The sequence below is a fragment of the Aestuariimicrobium kwangyangense DSM 21549 genome, from assembly GCF_000421525.1.
Lineage (GTDB): Bacteria > Actinomycetota > Actinomycetes > Propionibacteriales > Propionibacteriaceae > Aestuariimicrobium > Aestuariimicrobium kwangyangense.
In genome coordinates, this window is sequence record NZ_ATXE01000001.1 from 423,683 (window position 1) to 439,715 (window position 16,033).

The 16,033-nt window shown below is 68.6% G+C and carries 12 protein-coding genes; 4 read left to right on the forward strand and 8 right to left on the reverse strand.

The window, feature by feature from the left end; all coding sequences use genetic code 11:
- Nucleotides 1-80: 80 nt before the first annotated feature.
- A complete protein-coding gene (locus H507_RS0101970; protein WP_084707595.1) occupies nucleotides 81-1,505 on the reverse strand; it encodes a ricin-type beta-trefoil lectin domain protein in 1,425 nt (474 codons plus the stop codon).
- Between the two features lie 248 nt (nucleotides 1,506-1,753).
- On the opposite strand from H507_RS0101970, the gene H507_RS0101975 reads away from it, so the two are divergent.
- Nucleotides 1,754-3,544, forward strand: coding sequence for a glycoside hydrolase family 2 protein (locus H507_RS0101975; RefSeq protein ID WP_022909051.1), 1,791 nt, complete (start codon nucleotides 1,754-1,756; stop codon nucleotides 3,542-3,544).
- Between the two features lie 55 nt (nucleotides 3,545-3,599).
- Here the strand turns inward: H507_RS0101975 and H507_RS0101980 are convergent, their stop codons facing one another.
- Nucleotides 3,600-4,769 (reverse strand): cation:proton antiporter, encoded by a 1,170-nt coding sequence (locus tag H507_RS0101980; RefSeq protein WP_022909052.1) that lies wholly within the window; start codon nucleotides 4,767-4,769, stop codon nucleotides 3,600-3,602.
- 86 nt (nucleotides 4,770-4,855) lie between these two features.
- Here H507_RS0101980 and H507_RS0101985 point away from each other — a divergent pair, with 86 nt between their 5' ends.
- Nucleotides 4,856-6,163 (forward strand): nucleotide sugar dehydrogenase, encoded by a 1,308-nt coding sequence (locus H507_RS0101985; RefSeq protein ID WP_026377639.1) that lies wholly within the window; start codon nucleotides 4,856-4,858, stop codon nucleotides 6,161-6,163.
- A gap of 208 nt (nucleotides 6,164-6,371) precedes the next feature.
- Here H507_RS0101985 and H507_RS0101990 read toward each other — a convergent pair whose 3' ends face one another.
- Entirely contained in the window at nucleotides 6,372-7,226 is an 855-nt protein-coding gene (locus H507_RS0101990) for a fumarylacetoacetate hydrolase family protein (protein WP_022909054.1), read from the reverse strand.
- 119 nt (nucleotides 7,227-7,345) lie between these two features.
- On the reverse strand, nucleotides 7,346-8,548 hold the full coding sequence (locus tag H507_RS17100; RefSeq protein WP_022909055.1) for a GNAT family N-acetyltransferase: 1,203 nt from the start codon (nucleotides 8,546-8,548) through the stop codon (nucleotides 7,346-7,348).
- 172 nt (nucleotides 8,549-8,720) lie between these two features.
- Between H507_RS17100 and wecB the strand changes: the two genes are divergently transcribed.
- Together wecB and H507_RS0102005 are read left to right on the forward strand one after the other, a co-directional pair.
- Nucleotides 8,721-9,788: a non-hydrolyzing UDP-N-acetylglucosamine 2-epimerase gene (gene wecB, locus H507_RS0102000; RefSeq protein ID WP_022909056.1), complete on the forward strand. Its 1,068-nt coding sequence runs from the start codon at nucleotides 8,721-8,723 to the stop codon at nucleotides 9,786-9,788.
- Nucleotides 9,789-9,792: 4 nt separating this feature from the next.
- Complete coding sequence (locus H507_RS0102005; protein ID WP_022909057.1) at nucleotides 9,793-10,878, forward strand: glycosyltransferase family 4 protein; 1,086 nt, start codon at nucleotides 9,793-9,795, stop codon at nucleotides 10,876-10,878.
- 35 nt (nucleotides 10,879-10,913) lie between these two features.
- On the opposite strand, the gene H507_RS0102010 is transcribed toward H507_RS0102005, so the two are convergent.
- From H507_RS0102010 to H507_RS0102025, 4 genes are all read right to left on the reverse strand, one after another.
- Complete coding sequence (locus H507_RS0102010) at nucleotides 10,914-12,263, reverse strand: exopolysaccharide biosynthesis polyprenyl glycosylphosphotransferase (protein WP_051139668.1); 1,350 nt, start codon at nucleotides 12,261-12,263, stop codon at nucleotides 10,914-10,916.
- A gap of 85 nt (nucleotides 12,264-12,348) precedes the next feature.
- Nucleotides 12,349-13,560 (reverse strand): glycosyltransferase family 4 protein, encoded by a 1,212-nt coding sequence (locus H507_RS0102015; RefSeq protein WP_022909059.1) that lies wholly within the window; start codon nucleotides 13,558-13,560, stop codon nucleotides 12,349-12,351.
- Nucleotides 13,557-14,678 (reverse strand): alanine racemase, encoded by a 1,122-nt coding sequence (locus H507_RS14070; protein WP_022909060.1) that lies wholly within the window; start codon nucleotides 14,676-14,678, stop codon nucleotides 13,557-13,559. The genes H507_RS0102015 and H507_RS14070 overlap by 4 nt, the downstream gene beginning before the upstream one ends.
- Nucleotides 14,675-15,877: a lipid II:glycine glycyltransferase FemX gene (locus H507_RS0102025; RefSeq protein WP_022909061.1), complete on the reverse strand. Its 1,203-nt coding sequence runs from the start codon at nucleotides 15,875-15,877 to the stop codon at nucleotides 14,675-14,677. Before H507_RS0102025 ends, H507_RS14070 begins: the two co-directional genes overlap by 4 nt.
- Nucleotides 15,878-16,033 lie beyond the last annotated feature (156 nt).

The following is a 16,033-nucleotide window of genomic DNA, read 5'->3' on the forward strand; positions in this document are numbered from 1 at the left end:
CGAGCGAGGAACGAGCGAGGTGTCGAGATCACGCGCACGTGATCTCGACACCTCGCTTCGCTGTTGCACCACCCACGCGGTCAGGCGCGGCTCCACTGCTGGTTGGAGGCGCCCGTGCAGGCAGCGGCCACGACGGCCGCCCCGTTGCCCGGACCGGTGGCGGTCAGGCACAGGCCCGTGCCCGAGACGACCGTGGAGTCCGGCCGGATCGTCCAGTGCTGGTTCGCGGCACCGGTGCACCTGTCGGCGGTGGCGGCGCCCTCTCCAGCGGTCAGGCACAGGCTGGCGTAGACGGTCAGTTCACCGGCGTCGGTGAGGTGCCAGGACTGGTTCCCGCCACCGTTGCAGTCCCACAGGTCGAGGGCCACCCCGGGTGTCGTCGACCACCCCGGCACGTCGAGACAGCGTCCGCCGTCGGCCACCCGCAACGGGTCACCGGGCGGGGAGGCGGGGTCGGTGTTGACCGGCTCCTGCTTGAGCAGTCCCCAGCCCCACTGCAGTTGGGCCAGCCCGCTGGCCGAGTTGACCTCCAGGTCGGACTCGCCCACGAGGGTGGTCATCGAGTACGAGTCACCGTTGCGCAGACCGGGCCAGTAGACCAGCCCCATCTGGTGTTCGCGCACGTACTGGGTGAGGGCGCCCAGGTAGGCTGTCGAGACGTTGCCCTCGTGGTTGCCGTAGTTGAGGCCGATCGTCATGGGGGAACCGGCCTCGTCCACGATGGTGCGGGACTCGCAGCCCTGCAGGCGGGGGGTCAGGTTCTCGAGCCACTTCTGCTCGGTGGTGTCGTTGCCCCAGAAGCCGTAGAAGTGCAGGGACAGCAGTGTGCCCGACAGTTCCGGTGCGGCGCAGACGCCCTGGACGCTGTCGTTGTACCCGGTTCCGGAGACGACGATGCGCGAGCGGGGGACCGTGGGGTGGTCGGCGATGAACTGCGCGTTGATGTCCACCCACTCGGCGAGGCTGTAGCCGTGCGGTTCGTTCATGGCCTCGAAGAGGACCTTGGGGTTCTTGGCATAGGCGGCGCCAACGGTGCGCCACATCTGGGCCCAGGCGACCGGGTCGTCGATCCGGCCGTCCTTGGAGGTGTCGGCCTCCCAGTAGCTCAGGATCACGGTGAACCCCGAATCAGTGGCAGCGTTGATGGCTGCCCGGTACTTCGTCCACCAGTCGGTGCCGACGCTGGACGGGTTGATCGGCAGGCGGACGGTGTTGGCGCGCAGTTCCTTGCGGAACTCGCCGATGATGCCGCTGGCGATCCGGTAGTTGGTCGCGTAGTCGGCCTGTGGGTCGAGGCCGGAGGGGACGACGGCGTCGTGGGCGTAGTTGTCGCGAGGATCGGCCCAGTTCACGCCCCGGAAGGCCGAGGTGTTCTTGGGCAGCGGTGGTGCGGCGTCGCTGGGGGCCGAGGGCAGCGCGCAGGCCGCGACGGCCAGCGCGGCCACGAGCAGAACCCTGGCTGCGTTGCGCCACCTCGTGGGGGAATGGGGGGAGAATCTGGTCACGGGAGGTCCTTCGGTTCGTCGCTGAACTGGCCGCTCCCCGGCAGCTCGGGGGAGCTGGAGCGGCTGGCCGCCACTCTGCCACACGATGTTTGCGCAATCATGGATCGTTACAGATTCCGTGGGCGGGTTGTGCGGACGTGTTCTCCGACCTCATGTGGCCGGGGTGCCTGTGCGATTCCCCGGCTCCCGGTAAACTGCCGTTTACAACGTTGTAACTCACCGAGTCGTCAGTATCTGAAAGGTGTTCCATGTCCCTCCGGATCGATCATCCCCGCCCACGACTGCGGCGCGACCGCTTCACCAGCCTCGACGGGCCCTGGGACTTCGTCCGCGACCCCGAGAACCGGGGTCTCACCGAGGGCTGGCACCACGTCTGGCCGGTGGCTCCGGACCAGGCAACCATCACCGTTCCCTTCGCCCCGGAGTGGGAGGCGTCCGGTGTCACCGGCCACCAGCACACTCCCGTGGTCTGGTACCACCGGGCCGTCGCCCTCCCCGACGACGCCCGCGAGGGTGAGCACGTCATGCTGCACTTCGGGGCCGTCGACCACACGGCCGACGTCTGGATCGACGGCGAGCACGTCGCCCACCACTCGGGCGGCTACACCCCCTTCCGCACCGAGGTCTCGCGACTCCTCGCCCGTGAGGGCGAGCACCACCTCGTCGTTCGCGTCGTCGACGACAACACCCGCATGGACCAGCCCAGGGGCAAGCAGCACTGGTACGGCGTCAACGAGTCCATCTGGTACACGCCGACCACAGGCATCTGGCAGTCGGTCTGGCTCGAGCCGGTCGCCCCGTCCCACGTGGTCGACCTGGTCAGCACCCCCGACATCGGACGAGGCCTGCTGCACGTCGAGGCGGTGCTGCCCGAGCCCCTCACCGAGGCGGGTTCAGGTGACGTCACGGTCGAGGTCAGCGCCTCCTTCGAGGGTGCCCCGGTCGCCTGGGGTGCGGCACGGATCGACCGACGTGGCCGGGCAGCCATCACCCTGAGCCTGCGCGAGCAGCACGCCGGACTGCGTGGTGACGACCTGATCGATGCAGGCGGGGTGAAGTTGTGGAGCCCCGATCGTCCGAACCTCTACCAGCTCGAGGTCGTCGTCAAGCAGGGCGGTGAGGTGGTCGACACCGTCAGCAGCCACGCCGGCATGCGCGAGATCCAGGTGATCGACGGTCGCCTCTGCCTCAACCGTCGCCCCTACCCCCAGCGGCTGGTGCTCGACCAGGGCTACTGGCCCGAGACCGGGCTCACCCCGCCGAGCGCAGAGGCGCTCGTCCGCGACATCGAACTCTCCAAGGAACTCGGCTTCAACGGTGCCCGCAAGCACCAGAAGATCGAGGATCCGAGGTTCATGTACGCCGCCGACGTGCTCGGCTTCCTCGTCTGGGACGAACTGCCCTCGGCCTACTCGTTCACGCCGAACTCGGTGGCCGAACTCTCGACGATGCTGACCGAGTTGATCGCCCGCGATCGTTCCCACCCCAGCGTGGTGACCTGGGTGCCCATGAACGAGTCGTGGGGCATGAACGACCTGACCAGCCCGCTGCAGCAGCACCTGCAGGCGACCCTGTACCACCTGGCCCACGCCATCGACGGCAGTCGTCCCGTGGTCGGCAACGACGGGTGGGAGCAGGTCGCCACCGACATCATGGCGGTGCATGACTACCGCACCCCCGACCAGGTCGCCACCGGGTTCGAGGAGGACGATGCGTGGGCCGTCCGCCCGCCGGCAGGGCGTCGGCTCGTCGTCGGCGACGAGGTGACCGAGGACGCACCGTGGCTGATGACGGAGTTCGGTGGACTGTCACTCTCCGACGACGACGGGTGGGGCTACCACTCCGTCAAGAACGGGGACGAGTTGCTCGCCGAGACCGCTGCCCTGATCGAGGCGCTCAAGCAGGGTCCGTGGCAGGGCTACTGCTGGACCCAGCTCACCGACGTCGGCACCGAACTCAACGGGATGCTCACCTTCGACCGGAAGCACAAGCTCGACGCGGCACGGCTGAAGGCGGTGCAGGAGGACTTCCGCCCCTGAGTCGGTGACCCGAACGCCCGCGTTCACGGTGACGGGGCTTCGCGATGACCGGACTTCACGATGACGGGGCCGGGGGTTCCTGGCTGACCAACCGCACCACGCGGGGCATCACCAGCGACACCCCGGCCATCGTCACGAGCGCCCCCAGCAGCAACGCCGCGGGTTCCCCGGCCGCCAGCGGGCTGGCCGAGGACGAGGCCTCCCGCTGCGCGATCAGCGCGGCCGCGGCCACCGGTACGCCCAGTTGTGAGGCGGTGGTCACGGCGAGCGGCCACGGCTGTCGGGTGAGGGTCCCCACACCGTGGACGACCACCGCCCCCACTCCCAGACAGGCTCCGAGCGCGATCGCCGTGGGGTGCTGGGCCAGGGCCCGCAGGTCGAGGGATGCTCCCAGCCAGACGAAGAACATGGGGGCGAAGAAGCCCTCGGTGAGGGCGAACATCTGGTGCGCGACCCGGCGGGGTTCACCGATCGCGGCCACCACGAGTCCGGAGGCGAAGCCGGCCAGCATGACCGACACATGGGTGGCGGTCGCCAGGGCAGCCAGGGTGAACAGCACCACCAGGGTCACGCGCAACTCGATCGCGAGCCCGCGTTGTTCGCTGAGGTCGTGCACGCGGCGGCGGCGTCCGTGGTCGGTGAGCTTCTTCAGCACCATGAAGGCCCCTGCGGCCGCCACGACCACCGTCACCGTGCCGACGGCCGCTCGTCCCGCCCTGGATGGTTCGATCACGAGGGGGAGCGCGATGATGCAGGCGGTGTCGGCCACGACCAGTTGGGCGAGCATCTCGAGGCCCGGCCGGCTGGTCACCTCGGTCGATCCCAGCGCGGGGAGAACGAGGGCAGCCGAGGACGAGGCCAGCAGCACCGCGTAGAGGGCAGCATGTCCGGTGCCGAACGCCGTCGCCAGACCCCATCCCGTCGGGACGGCCAGCAGGCCAACGAGCACGGCGCGCATGGCCCCGCGTCCCAGACCCGACAACAGTCCGGGACTGCGCAGCGGTACATGGGTTCCCGTGATGAACATCACCATCGCGAAGCCGACGTTGGCCAGGAACGAGAACGTGGAGTCGTGGGGGCGCAGCAGCCCGAATCCGGTCACGCCCAGCACCACGCCGACCGCCAGTTCCGAGATGACGACCGGCAGCCGCAGCCGGCGGGTGAGCGCCAGGGCGGGGCCCAGCAGCGCGACCACGCAGATCAGGGCGAGGGTTGCGAACGACATCGTGAGCCTGATTCTCGCAGGCACCCGTCCGCGTGACCACGACGTGTCCCGGTAGGATCGCAGACGACTTCCACGAAGGGATACCCATGTTGATTTCGGTCGTCGCGCTGGGCAAGATCGGCCTGCCGCTCGCGGTGCAATTCGCCAGTTCGGGTCACGATGTGGTCGGCATCGATGTGCAGCAGCGCGTCGTCGACCTGGTCAACCAGGGACGCGAGCCGTTCCCCGGGGAGGCGCACCTGCAGGACAAGCTGGCCGAGTTGGTACCCGCCGGCAAGCTGCGCGCCACCACCGACTACTCCGACGCGATCCCCGGGTCCGACGCCATCGTGATCGTGGTCCCGCTGTTCGTCAACGATGACACCTGGCAGCCCGATTTCGGTTGGATGGAGGCTGCCACCCGCTCCTTCGCCGAACACCTGCAGCCCGGCGCAGGCACGCTGATCAGCTACGAGACCACCCTGCCCGTGGGCACCACCCGCAACCGCTGGAAGCCACTGATCGAGGAGGTCTCCGGACTCAAGGAGGGCGTCGACTTCCATCTGGTGTTCTCGCCGGAGCGTGTGCTCACCGGCCGCGTCTTCGAAGACCTGCGCAAGTACCCCAAGCTGGTCGGAGGACTGTCGGCCGAGGGCACCGAGAAGGCCATCGACTTCTACCAGCAGGTGCTCCAGTTCGACGACCGCCCCGACCTCGCCCCCAAGACCAATGGTGTCTGGGACATGGGGTCGGCCGAGGCCGCCGAGATGGCGAAGCTGGCCGAGACCACCTACCGTGACGTCAACATCGGCCTGGCCAACCAGTTCGCGAAGTTCGCCGAGAAGAACGGCATCGACGTCTTCAAGGTGATCGCCGCCTCGAACTCGCAACCCTTCTCGCACATCCACCTCCCCGGCATCGCCGTGGGTGGCCACTGCATCCCGGTCTACCCGCGGCTGTACCTGTACACCGATCCCGACGCGACCATCGTCCGGACGGCACGCGAGGCGAACATGACCATGCCCGAGCACGCCGTCTCGGCCGCCGAGGGCGCCCTGGGTGGGCTGGCGGGCAAGACGGTGCTGATCCTGGGCGCCAGCTACCGCGGCAAGGTGAAGGAGACGGCCTTCTCGGGTGTCTTCCCGACCTTCGCGGCCCTGCAGGCCCGCGGCGCGGTGGCCCTGGTCGATGACCCGATGTACACCGCCGAGGAGTTGTCGGCCCACCACCTCGACCCGTACACCCCGGGCACCCCGGTCGACGCGGTCATCATCCAGGCCGACCACCCCGAGTACGCCGACGTCACGGCAGCCGACTACCCCGGGGTCAAGGTCCTGGTCGACGGTCGCCACTCGTCCAAGGCCGAGAACTGGGCCGGGGTCACCCGCATCGTGATCGGTGACGGCGAGGCCTGAGCGCCACACCCCGCAGCACCCGGAAGCCCCCGCGATCCTCGAGATCGCGGGGGCTTTCCACGACGGCTGTGTGCGGCTCGAGCTGCGGCAGCCCTGCGGGTGCCGGGCCCGAGGCGACCCGATCGGGCTTCTGGATCACCAGACGGGCCCGAACAGGGTCGTCAGGCGGGTCGGGAAGCCGGAACGGGTCAGCCCGACCGGCGCACGGTCAGCGTGGCGGCAGCACCCGCTGGCGTTGCTCGCCCAAACCGTCGATGCCGAGCCGCATCACCTCTCCGCCGTGCAGGTACTGCGGGGGCTTCATGCCCAGGCCCACTCCCGGGGGGGTGCCGGTGTTGATCAGGTCGCCGGGCTCCAGCACCAGGAACTGGCTGAGGTAGTGGACGATGAACAGCGGGTCGAAGATCATGGTCGCCGTCGAGCCGTTCTGCATGCGACGGTCGTCGACGTCGAGCCACATGCCCAGGCCCTTCACGTCGGCGATCTCGTCGGGGGTGACCAGCCACGGACCTGCGGGATTGAACGTCTCGCACGACTTGCCCTTCGACCACTGGCCGCCACGCTCGGTCTGGAACTCCCGCTCCGAGACGTCGTTGACCACGCAGTAGCCGGCGATGTGGTCCGCGGCCTCCTCGACGGTGTCGAGGTAACTGGTGCGGCGACCGATCACGATGCCCAACTCCACCTCCCAGTCGGTCTTGACCGAGTTGCGGGGAATCCGCACGTCATCGTTGGGTCCGATCAACGTGTTGGGGGACTTCGTGAACAGGATCGGCTCGGCCGGCACCTTCTGCCCGGTCTCGGCCGCATGGTCGGAGTAGTTGAGACCGATGCACAAGATCTGGTGTGGACGGGCGATCGGCGCGCCGATGCGCTGGTCGCCGATCGGACGAGCGTCCCCCACCCGTTCAGCGATCACCGACGGCAGGGTCTCGAGGCCCCCTCGTCCGAAGAACTCCTCGTTGAAATCGGGCACCACGTCGGACAGGTCGACGTAGGCGTCGTCACCGACCAACGCAGCCGGCTTCTCGGCCCCGGCGGGTCCGATGCGCAGCAGTTTCATGGGGCTCCTTCGTCCAGGAATCGGGTGGTGCTTGCGAGCATCTCCACTCTAGGGACGGGCCACCCGCCCGGAGCGCCGCGACCGCGATCCGTGCGTCACTGCTGGTCGCTGGTCACTGGTCACTGGTCACTGGCGGCCCGGATCAACTCCGCGATCCGCGGATGCCCCGTTGCCACCGCCCATCCCAGTGGGGTGCCGTGGAACTGCGAGTCACGGGCTGTGAGGTCGGCACCGGCGCCGAGCAGCACGACCGTGAGCCCCTCGTTCCCCGAGGCCGCCGCGTGGTGCAGGGGACGGGCATCCCACGGTTGGGTGACCAGTTCCCGAGCCCTCGGGTCGTCTGCAGCGGCGGTGGCCTCTTGGGTGAGGCCGAGGCTCCACATCGCGACCAGGTCGGGCACCTGACCGCGCCGCACCAGGGCGTGCAGTACCTCTGGTTGTCCGAAGCGGGCCGCCAACTGCTGGCCCGACAGGCCGCACCAGAAGAGCTCCGGCACGTCAGCCGGCAACCTGTCGATCGCCCCCGACCCGATGGCGCGCACCCCAGCCTGTTCGTGCTCGGGTGGGTCGGCGAGCAACCGGTTCGTCGAGCGCAGCCAGGTCTGGCCGACCCCGACCTGGCGGAATCCCGCGGTCTCGTAGACATGCTTGGCCATCGGGGTGCTGTTGAGTCCCATCATGGTGGCGCCACCATCACGAGCCGTGCGCACCGCGGCCTCGGTCAGCGCCTCACCGATTCCCCGGCGGCGGTACTGGTCGGCGACGCCGACGTTGAACAACCCCGCCCAGCCATGGTCGTCGAGGTGGACGACCGCCTGCCCGACGGCGCGACCGTCCTCGTCCGCCACGAGCCAGTGGATGTCGTCAGTCTGCCGCGCGAACTGCTCCAACTGGGGCGCGGAGGCGTAGGGAACCGCCGCCGCGAGCAGCGGCGCGATGTCATCGGGCCGGCCCAGGCGGACGACGCCCGGCCACGCGGGCGAGCAGGAATCAGGATCAGCAGGGACGGCGTCCGTTCGCAGGTCGGCCACCATCCACCACGGCTCGAACCCGACCCGCCAGCCACCCGCCAGCAGGGTGAGGTCCAGTCCTGGGTCGGGGGTGTGCGACCACACGATCGCGTCGAGAGCACCCATCCTGCGCACCCAGTCGATGGCCGCCCCGAGGTGGGCGACCGTCTCGTCCGCACTGTCGGGCAGCATCAGGTGGGCGAACGTGCCGGTGACGCCGGCCCGTAGCGTGCCGAACCCACGCACCCGATCGGGCGGGGTGAGTCGCTCCTGCCATCGGATCTGGTTGTTGAAGAAGGGTGCGGACGACATGGCATCTCCTGTGGTTCACGCACGGTGGCGAGGGGTTCCCCCACCATCCCAGAGCATCTGGGGGCCACGCGCCCCTGCGACCACACAGTGCGGCGGTGAACGGGCCCCCTCTCGCTAGAGTGGGCCCGTCTGGTCAGCGGTTCCGCTGGCACCCCGCCGCAAAGGAGTCCTGGTGCGCGTCGTCAGCATCGTGGGAGCCCGTCCTCAGTTCGTGAAGCTCGCCCCCGTGGCCAAGGCGTTCGCCGAAGCCGGGATAGACCACAAGATCGTCCACACCGGGCAGCACTATGACGTCAACATGTCGGACTCGTTCTTCGTGGAGTTGGGCATCCCCGCCCCCGACGTGCACCTGGGTGTCGGCGGCGGCACCCACGGCGCCATGACCGGACGCATGCTCGAGGGGCTCGACCCCATCCTCACCGACCTCGCCCCCGACTGGGTGCTGGTCTACGGCGACACCAATTCGACCATCGCCGGCACCTTGTCGGCGGTGAAGATGCACATGAAGGTGGCCCACCTGGAGGCCGGACTGCGGTCCTTCAACCGGCGCATGCCCGAGGAGCACAACCGCGTGATGACCGACCACGCGGCCGACCTGTGCCTCGCCCCGACCAAACTCGCCATGCAGCACCTGGCCGACGAAGGTCTGGCCGGGCGTTCGGTGCTGGTCGGCGACGTCATGACCGATGTCTGCCTGCAGGTGCGTGACGCGGTGCTGGCCCAACCCCGTCCCGTCCCGGGCATCCCGGACGACCGACCGTTCATCCTCGCGACCATCCACCGCGCCGACAACACCGACGACCCCGAGCGCCTCACCGCCGTGCTCAATGCACTCGGCGCCCTCGACCGCGACGTCTACCTGCCCGTGCACCCGCGGGTGAAGGCGCGAGCCGAGTCGCAGGGCATCGCACTCGAACGCGGCAACCTGCACGTGATCGAGCCGCTGGCCTATCCCGACATGGTCAACGCTGTCGTCCACGCCGACGGGGTGGTCACCGACTCCGGCGGTCTGCAGAAGGAGGCCTTCCTGCTCGGCACCGTCTGCACCACCGTGCGTACCGAGACCGAGTGGAGCGAGACCGTGGACAACGGTTGGAACATCCTCGACCCCGAACTCACGCAACTGGCCACCTCGGCCGCTCGCCCCGCCCCCGCAGCGGACCCCTCGGCCCCTTACGGCGACGGCCGCGCGGCAGCCGAGGTGGCCCGCGTCCTGCTGGCGCAGCCCGGTCAGGACTGACACCTTGCGCATCGTCCACCTGTCGACGGTCCACCACGACTGGGACAACCGGATCGTCAACAAGGAATGTCGGGCACTCGCCGAGGCCGGGCATGAGGTGCATCTGGTCATCTCCGCGGACGAGGACAGGGTCACCCACGGCGTCCACGTGCACGCCATCCAGCGCCGTTCGCGCGCGAGGCGACTGCTCGGCTCGCAATGGGAGGGCTGGCGCAAGGTCGCGGAGCTGAAGCCCGACCTCGTGCACATCCACGACCCCGAACTGATCCCCATGGGGGTCACGTTCGCCCGAACCCGGGGCGTGCCGCTCATCTACGACGCCCACGAGGACCTCGTCAAGCAACTGACCACCAAGCCGTGGCTCGGTCCGCGCACGGCCAGGCTGATCAACCCCGTGGCGCGGCAACTGCTGCACCTCGCGGACGCCAACTGTGCCGCGATCGTCACGGCCACCGATGACATCGCCGCCTCGTTCTCACCCACCCGCGGGGGCCGGGACCGTCCGGTCGTGACCGTGCGCAACCTGCCGTGGGGTCGGGACTTCACCGTCGTCGATGTCGCCCGCAACCCCCGCACCGCCGTCTACACCGGCGACCTGACCCAGGAGCGCGGGGCGTCACTGATGGTTCACGCGATCGAACAGGCACCGGAGGCGACCCTGGTGCTCGCCGGACGACTGCTCGTCCCGGAGTCAGAGATCGAGCGTCCCCAGGTGGACTACCGGGGACTGGTGCCCCCGTCCGAACTCCCCGGGATCATCGCCGGAGCCCGGGTGGGGCTGATCTTCCTGAAGAGGTTGCCCAACTACGAGAACTCGATCCCCACCAAGGTCTTCGAGTACATGGCATCGGGGGTCCCCTTCCTGGCCACCGACTTCGCCTCGTGGAAGCAACTGTTCGGGGGCTGTGAGGGTGGTGTCTTCGTCGACTCCGACGATCCCGAGGCGGTCGTCCGCGAACTGAAGTCGCTGCTGGACGATCCCGAGCGCTGCGCCGAACTCGGTCGTCGGGGTCGACGGGCCGTGGAGCAGGAGTTCAGCTTCGAGGCCGAGGCCACCAAGCTGGTGGGACTGGTCGAGACACTGGGCTGATCCGGTTCGGCGTGGTCTCGACCGTCACGGCGAGTTCAGTGCAGCACCACGGTGCCCGCGGGCAGCGTGATGCCCTCGACCGCCTGCTCCTCGTCGGCACCGGCCGAGGACACCTTGTCGAACAGGATCTTGACGGTCTGCAGCATGATCTTGAGGTCGAGCACCGGTGAGTAGCGCTTGATGTAGAGCAGGTCGAAGTTGAGCTTCGACTCGAAGTCGCTGGCGTACTTGCCGTACACCTGCGCATAGCCCGTGACCCCGGCACGCACGTTGTGCCGCAACGGGTAGTGGCGGTTCAGTTCGGTGAACTGCTCGACGAAGAACGGACGCTCCGGCCGCGGCCCCACCAGCGACATGTCACCCTTGAGCACGTTGATCAGCTGCGGGAGTTCGTCGATCCGCATCGAGCGCAGGTACTTGCCGATGCCGGTGACCCGAGCATCGTTGCCGGTGGCCAGCACCGGTCCCGACTGCTTCTCGGCGTCCGCGGTCATCGACCTGAACTTGAGGATGTCGAATCGACGGTTGTTCTTGGTGATCCGCACCTGCCGGTAGAACACGGGACCGGGCGAGGTGGCCTTCACCAGCAGCGCCGTCACCACCAGGATCGGAGAGGTCAGCACGACCCCGACCAGGGCCACCAGGAAGTCCCCGGCGCGCTTGAGCAGTTCGTACTCAGCGGGGATCTTGAAGGGGGTCACCAACACGATCGACTCGTCCTCGATCGACATGATGTTGGGGTTGATCATCAGCAGCCGGTTGAAGTCGGCGGTGAAGAAGACCTCCTTGCGCTGTCCCAACAGGTAGTCGACGATGGCCCCTCGGGTGCCGGCGTCGATCAGGTCCGAGACGTGCACGGAGTCGTACTCGTCGAGGTGGCGCTGGAGGTGCTCGACGTAGTTGCCGTCGACGACGTGGGTGAGGCGGTGTCGGCTGGCTCGGTTCGAGGTGAGGTTGCGGACGGCCCTCGACGCGTGGTCGGGGATGGTGAGCACCATCACCCGCTTGTTGCCGCGCACCTTGCGGTAGATCGCGTAGACCAGCACCCGCCAGATCGAGAGCACCACGAAGCCCAGCACCAGGTTGATGACGATCACACCGCGCGGGAACGCGAAGAAGTTGCCGAAGAAGGTGGTGACGCCGATCAGGCCCGAGACGATGATCTGGTTGATCAGCGTGATGATCACCAGGTCGAGCGGGGTCTTGTTGTAGAGCACGTAGATGCCCGAGAACGCGCTCACCACGACGAACGCCACCAGCGCAAAGCTGAACGTCGAGGTGATGGCATCGAGGTTGCGGGCGGGCACGGGGTTGCGCAGCCCGAACCGCAGCACGGCCGAGAAGAACAGCACCGCCGTGAAGATCGCCGCCTCTGCGACCACCATCAGCAGCTTCTGTGCCTTGGCGAAGTTGTCCTCGCGCGTCAAGGTTCCTCCGCGGTGTTGGGGAAGTGTCGTCGGCTGAGTCTACTCAGTGCCCGGCGAAGGCCTTGTCGAGCACCGCCTCGAGCTTGTCGGCGGCCGCCTGCAGGCTGAACCGCTCCACCATCAACTGCCGCGACCGCTCCCGCCAGCGCCGGTGGGTGGACTCGTCGGCGTCCCGAACCCGTTCGATGGCCGAGACGAGGTCGTTCGGCTCGACGACGGCACCGACCTCGTCGTCCTGGATCACGTCACGCAGGGGGACCCGCGCATTCGACACCACGGTCAGACCGGCCGCCATGTAGTCGAACAACTTGTTGGGGCTCATGCCCTTGTCGAAGACCGACTGGGGGCTGACCGTGTGCAGCCCGGCGTCGCCCGCGCGCAGCACCCGCACCATGCGGTCCTTGGGCATCTGGTCGAGGAAGCGGACGTTGGTCAGCCCCTTCGCCTCGACGGAATCGATGGCTGCCTGCTTGCCCGACCCGGAACCGATCAGCACGAAGTCGACGTCGGGCAGGTGCTCGGCGGCGTCCACGATCAGGTCGAGCCCCACGTAGGGGGAGTGTGAACCCGAGAAGATGCACGTGAAGTGGGTGAACCCGAACTCCTCGCGCAGTTGGTCCTTGGTCTCGGAGCCCTCGAACTCGGCGAGGTCGGCCCCGTTCGAGATGACGTTGACCTTGTCGACGTCGATGCCGAGGGCCTCGAAGTGGTCCTCCCAGCCCTTGGTGACGACCACGATCTGGTCGGCGTGCCGGTAGAGGCGCCGCTCCACCTCGACCAGCACGCGGTGCATCGTCGAGCCGCGCTCGAGGGCACCGCCGGCGACCAGCGACTCGGGCCACAGGTCGCGCACCTCGAGCACGAAGGGCACCCGCGACAACCACGAGACCAGTGCCGCCGACACTGCGGCCAACAACTGCGGGGACGAGCCGAACACCAACCTCGGACGCTTCGCGAGTCCCACCGCGAAGGCCTCCGCAGCGAACACCCCCCAGCCGACCAGCCGGGCGGCACCGTTGCCGGAGTAGGCGGGCACGGGCATGAGGGTGAACCGGTCGTCCACGGCCGTCATGGTCTCGCCGGTGAGGTGGTGGCGGCTGGTCGCGACGATCGCAGGCGTCCACTTCTTCAGCCGGGTGAACATGTCGAAGTTGCGGGTGATGCCGCCGTACTCGCGGGGGAAGGCGTACTGGTTGATCACCAGCACGAGACGCTTCTCGTCAGTCGTCTGTGAGGCCTCACGTGGGTCGGTCACCGGTTCTCCTCCGGGGTCTGCTGGTCGGGCCTGTTGGACGAGTCCGGTCTGTCGGACGAGTCCGGTCTGTCGGACGAGTCCGGTCTGTCGGACGAGTCGATGATCCGGTCGACCATCACGGTCGTGAGCCGCGTCTCGACCGGCACCTCGTCACCGATGGCCACGGCTCCCGCCCCGGGCAGGAAGACGAGCGAGGACTGCATGTGCGGGGGTTCGACGAAGAACCGCTTGCGGCCCGCCAGGGTGTAGGGCGACAGGGCTCGTCCGGTCGCGTCGACCCCTCCGAGGATCACCGCCTGGGCGCGCTGTCTCAGGGTCGCGCCGGCGGACGGTGCCGTCATCGCCACCCCGTTGGCGGTTCCGCCGGAGACGACCACCACCCAGCCATCGGTCAACACCCGGTGCTGCCAGTACCCGACCTTGTCGCCGCGACTCACGGGGTGCAGGTCGAGCACGGTGGCCGTGACCCTGCGGGTCTGGGGTGCGCCCAGCCAGAGCTTCGTCCCCAACCGCAGTCGGGTCTCGACCCCCAACTCGCCGTTGAGGGTGTCGTAGTCGCGCGGGCTGAGGTGCGAGAGCCAGACCGGCCCGGTCGCCACGGCCAGGGCCGACGTGGCCAGCCGACGTGCCTCGTCGAGGGTGGGTCCGACCATCGGCAGGTGGATCGTCCAGCCCTCGAAGGTCAGCTCACGCAACAGGTCGGCGACCCGCGGGAGTTCTGCCGGCTCGAGGCCGAAGCGCTGCATCGAGGTGCGCACCTCCACCACCACCCGGGCACCGGGGTGCTCGCGGACGATCGTGCGCAGGTCATCGAGGCGACCCACGGTGCTGATCACGCCCGGGTCGTCGAGCAGTTCGGTTGCGACCGGGTCGTGGGACGCCCACGGGGTGAGCACGACGATGTCACCCGACCAGTCGTCCCGAACGGTGGCGACCTCGTCGGCGACCCCGACGGCCAACGTGGCGACCCCCAACCGGGTCGCCTCCCGAGCCAGTCGGGGAAGGCCGAACCCGTAGCCATTGCCCTTCGCCACCGGCACCAGGCCGGGGGTGCGGCTGGCGACGGACGACAGGTGGTCCCGCCACGCCGCCGTGTCGAGGTGCAGGGTGAGGCTCATGCGGTCGGCTTCTTCCCGGCGCGTCGCTCCATGTAGAGGGTGAAGGCCCGGTGCACGGGCCAGATCAGCGGGAGGTCCCACTCGCCGACGTAGCTGACGGCCTGACCGCCGGTGCCCACCTTGAACTGGATCAGCCCGATCTCGGGGTCGTCCTCGGCCACACCCTCGGTGATCCCGCGCAGGTCGTAGACCTCCCCGCCGGCGGCGAGGGAGTCCTGGATCATCTGCCACTGGATGGCGTTGGAGCCGCGCACCTCACGCTTGGCGTTGGTCGAGGCGCCGTAGGAGTACCAGCAGTGCCGTCCGACGCGGACCCACGTCGTGGCCGCCACCAGCTCGCCCTCGTGGCGGGCCAGGTAGACACGCATCCGGTCGGGGTCCTCGGCGGTGAGGGCATCCCACATGGTCTGGAAGTACGACAACGGACGACCCGTGAACCCGTCCCGCGCGGCGGTCTCGAGATAGGCGGTGTGGAACGCGGCCAGGTCGTCGCGGGTGCCGCGGGTGACCTCGACACCTGACTTGTCGGCCTTCTTGATGTTGCGGCGCCAGAGCTGGTTCATGCCCTTGAGCAGTTCGTCGGGGGTCTTCTGGCGCCGCTCGCCGCTCTCCTCGTCGACCACGGTGAGGGGCAGCTGGAAGTTGAACTTGGGCTGGCCGGCCTGGAACCCCTCGCCGTCCTTGGGCGCCTTCCACCCCAGTGAGCGCAACTGGTTGGCGAGCCGGGTCGCCGCGTGGTCGGTGTGGTCGGCGGTTGCCTGCGAGAGCATGGTGATCGCAGGGTCGGCGATCGCTGCCTTGATGGTCTCCGGCCCCCAGCTCTGGTGCGGCAGGGTGGGGCCGATCCGGAGCCCGAAGGCCCCCCGCTTGCGGGCGTGCTTCGCCAGTGCCGTCAGCAGTTCGGGCACATCGGGACGGGTCCAGTCGAGAACGGGACCCTCGGGCAGGTAGGCGAGCGAACTCCTCAGTCCCAACCGGCTGACGTGCGGCAACAGCCGGTACAGCACCAGCCCGACACCAATCAGCTCGGTCCCCTCGAACCACCCCAGCGACTCCGACGTCCACTCAGGCTTGACCTTCGCCCAGGCCGGTGTCTGCAGGAAGCTCACTGTGGTCGGGAACGTCGACCCCGGTGCGGACACCTCACGGATGAAGCCGAGGTGCTCGTCGGGGGTGATCCGGCGCAGATGAATGCTCACGCGCCCAATCTATCGGGCGGGCACCGTGGCCCGGGGACCGGCGGCGCGAGGGCCCAGCTGCAGCAGGTGCACCCGAGCGGCCCATCGCAGCCCGATCGGGACGCGATGGGCTGTTCAGGTGCACACGCTGCAGCTGCTGCCGCGCTGCGGTGCTCG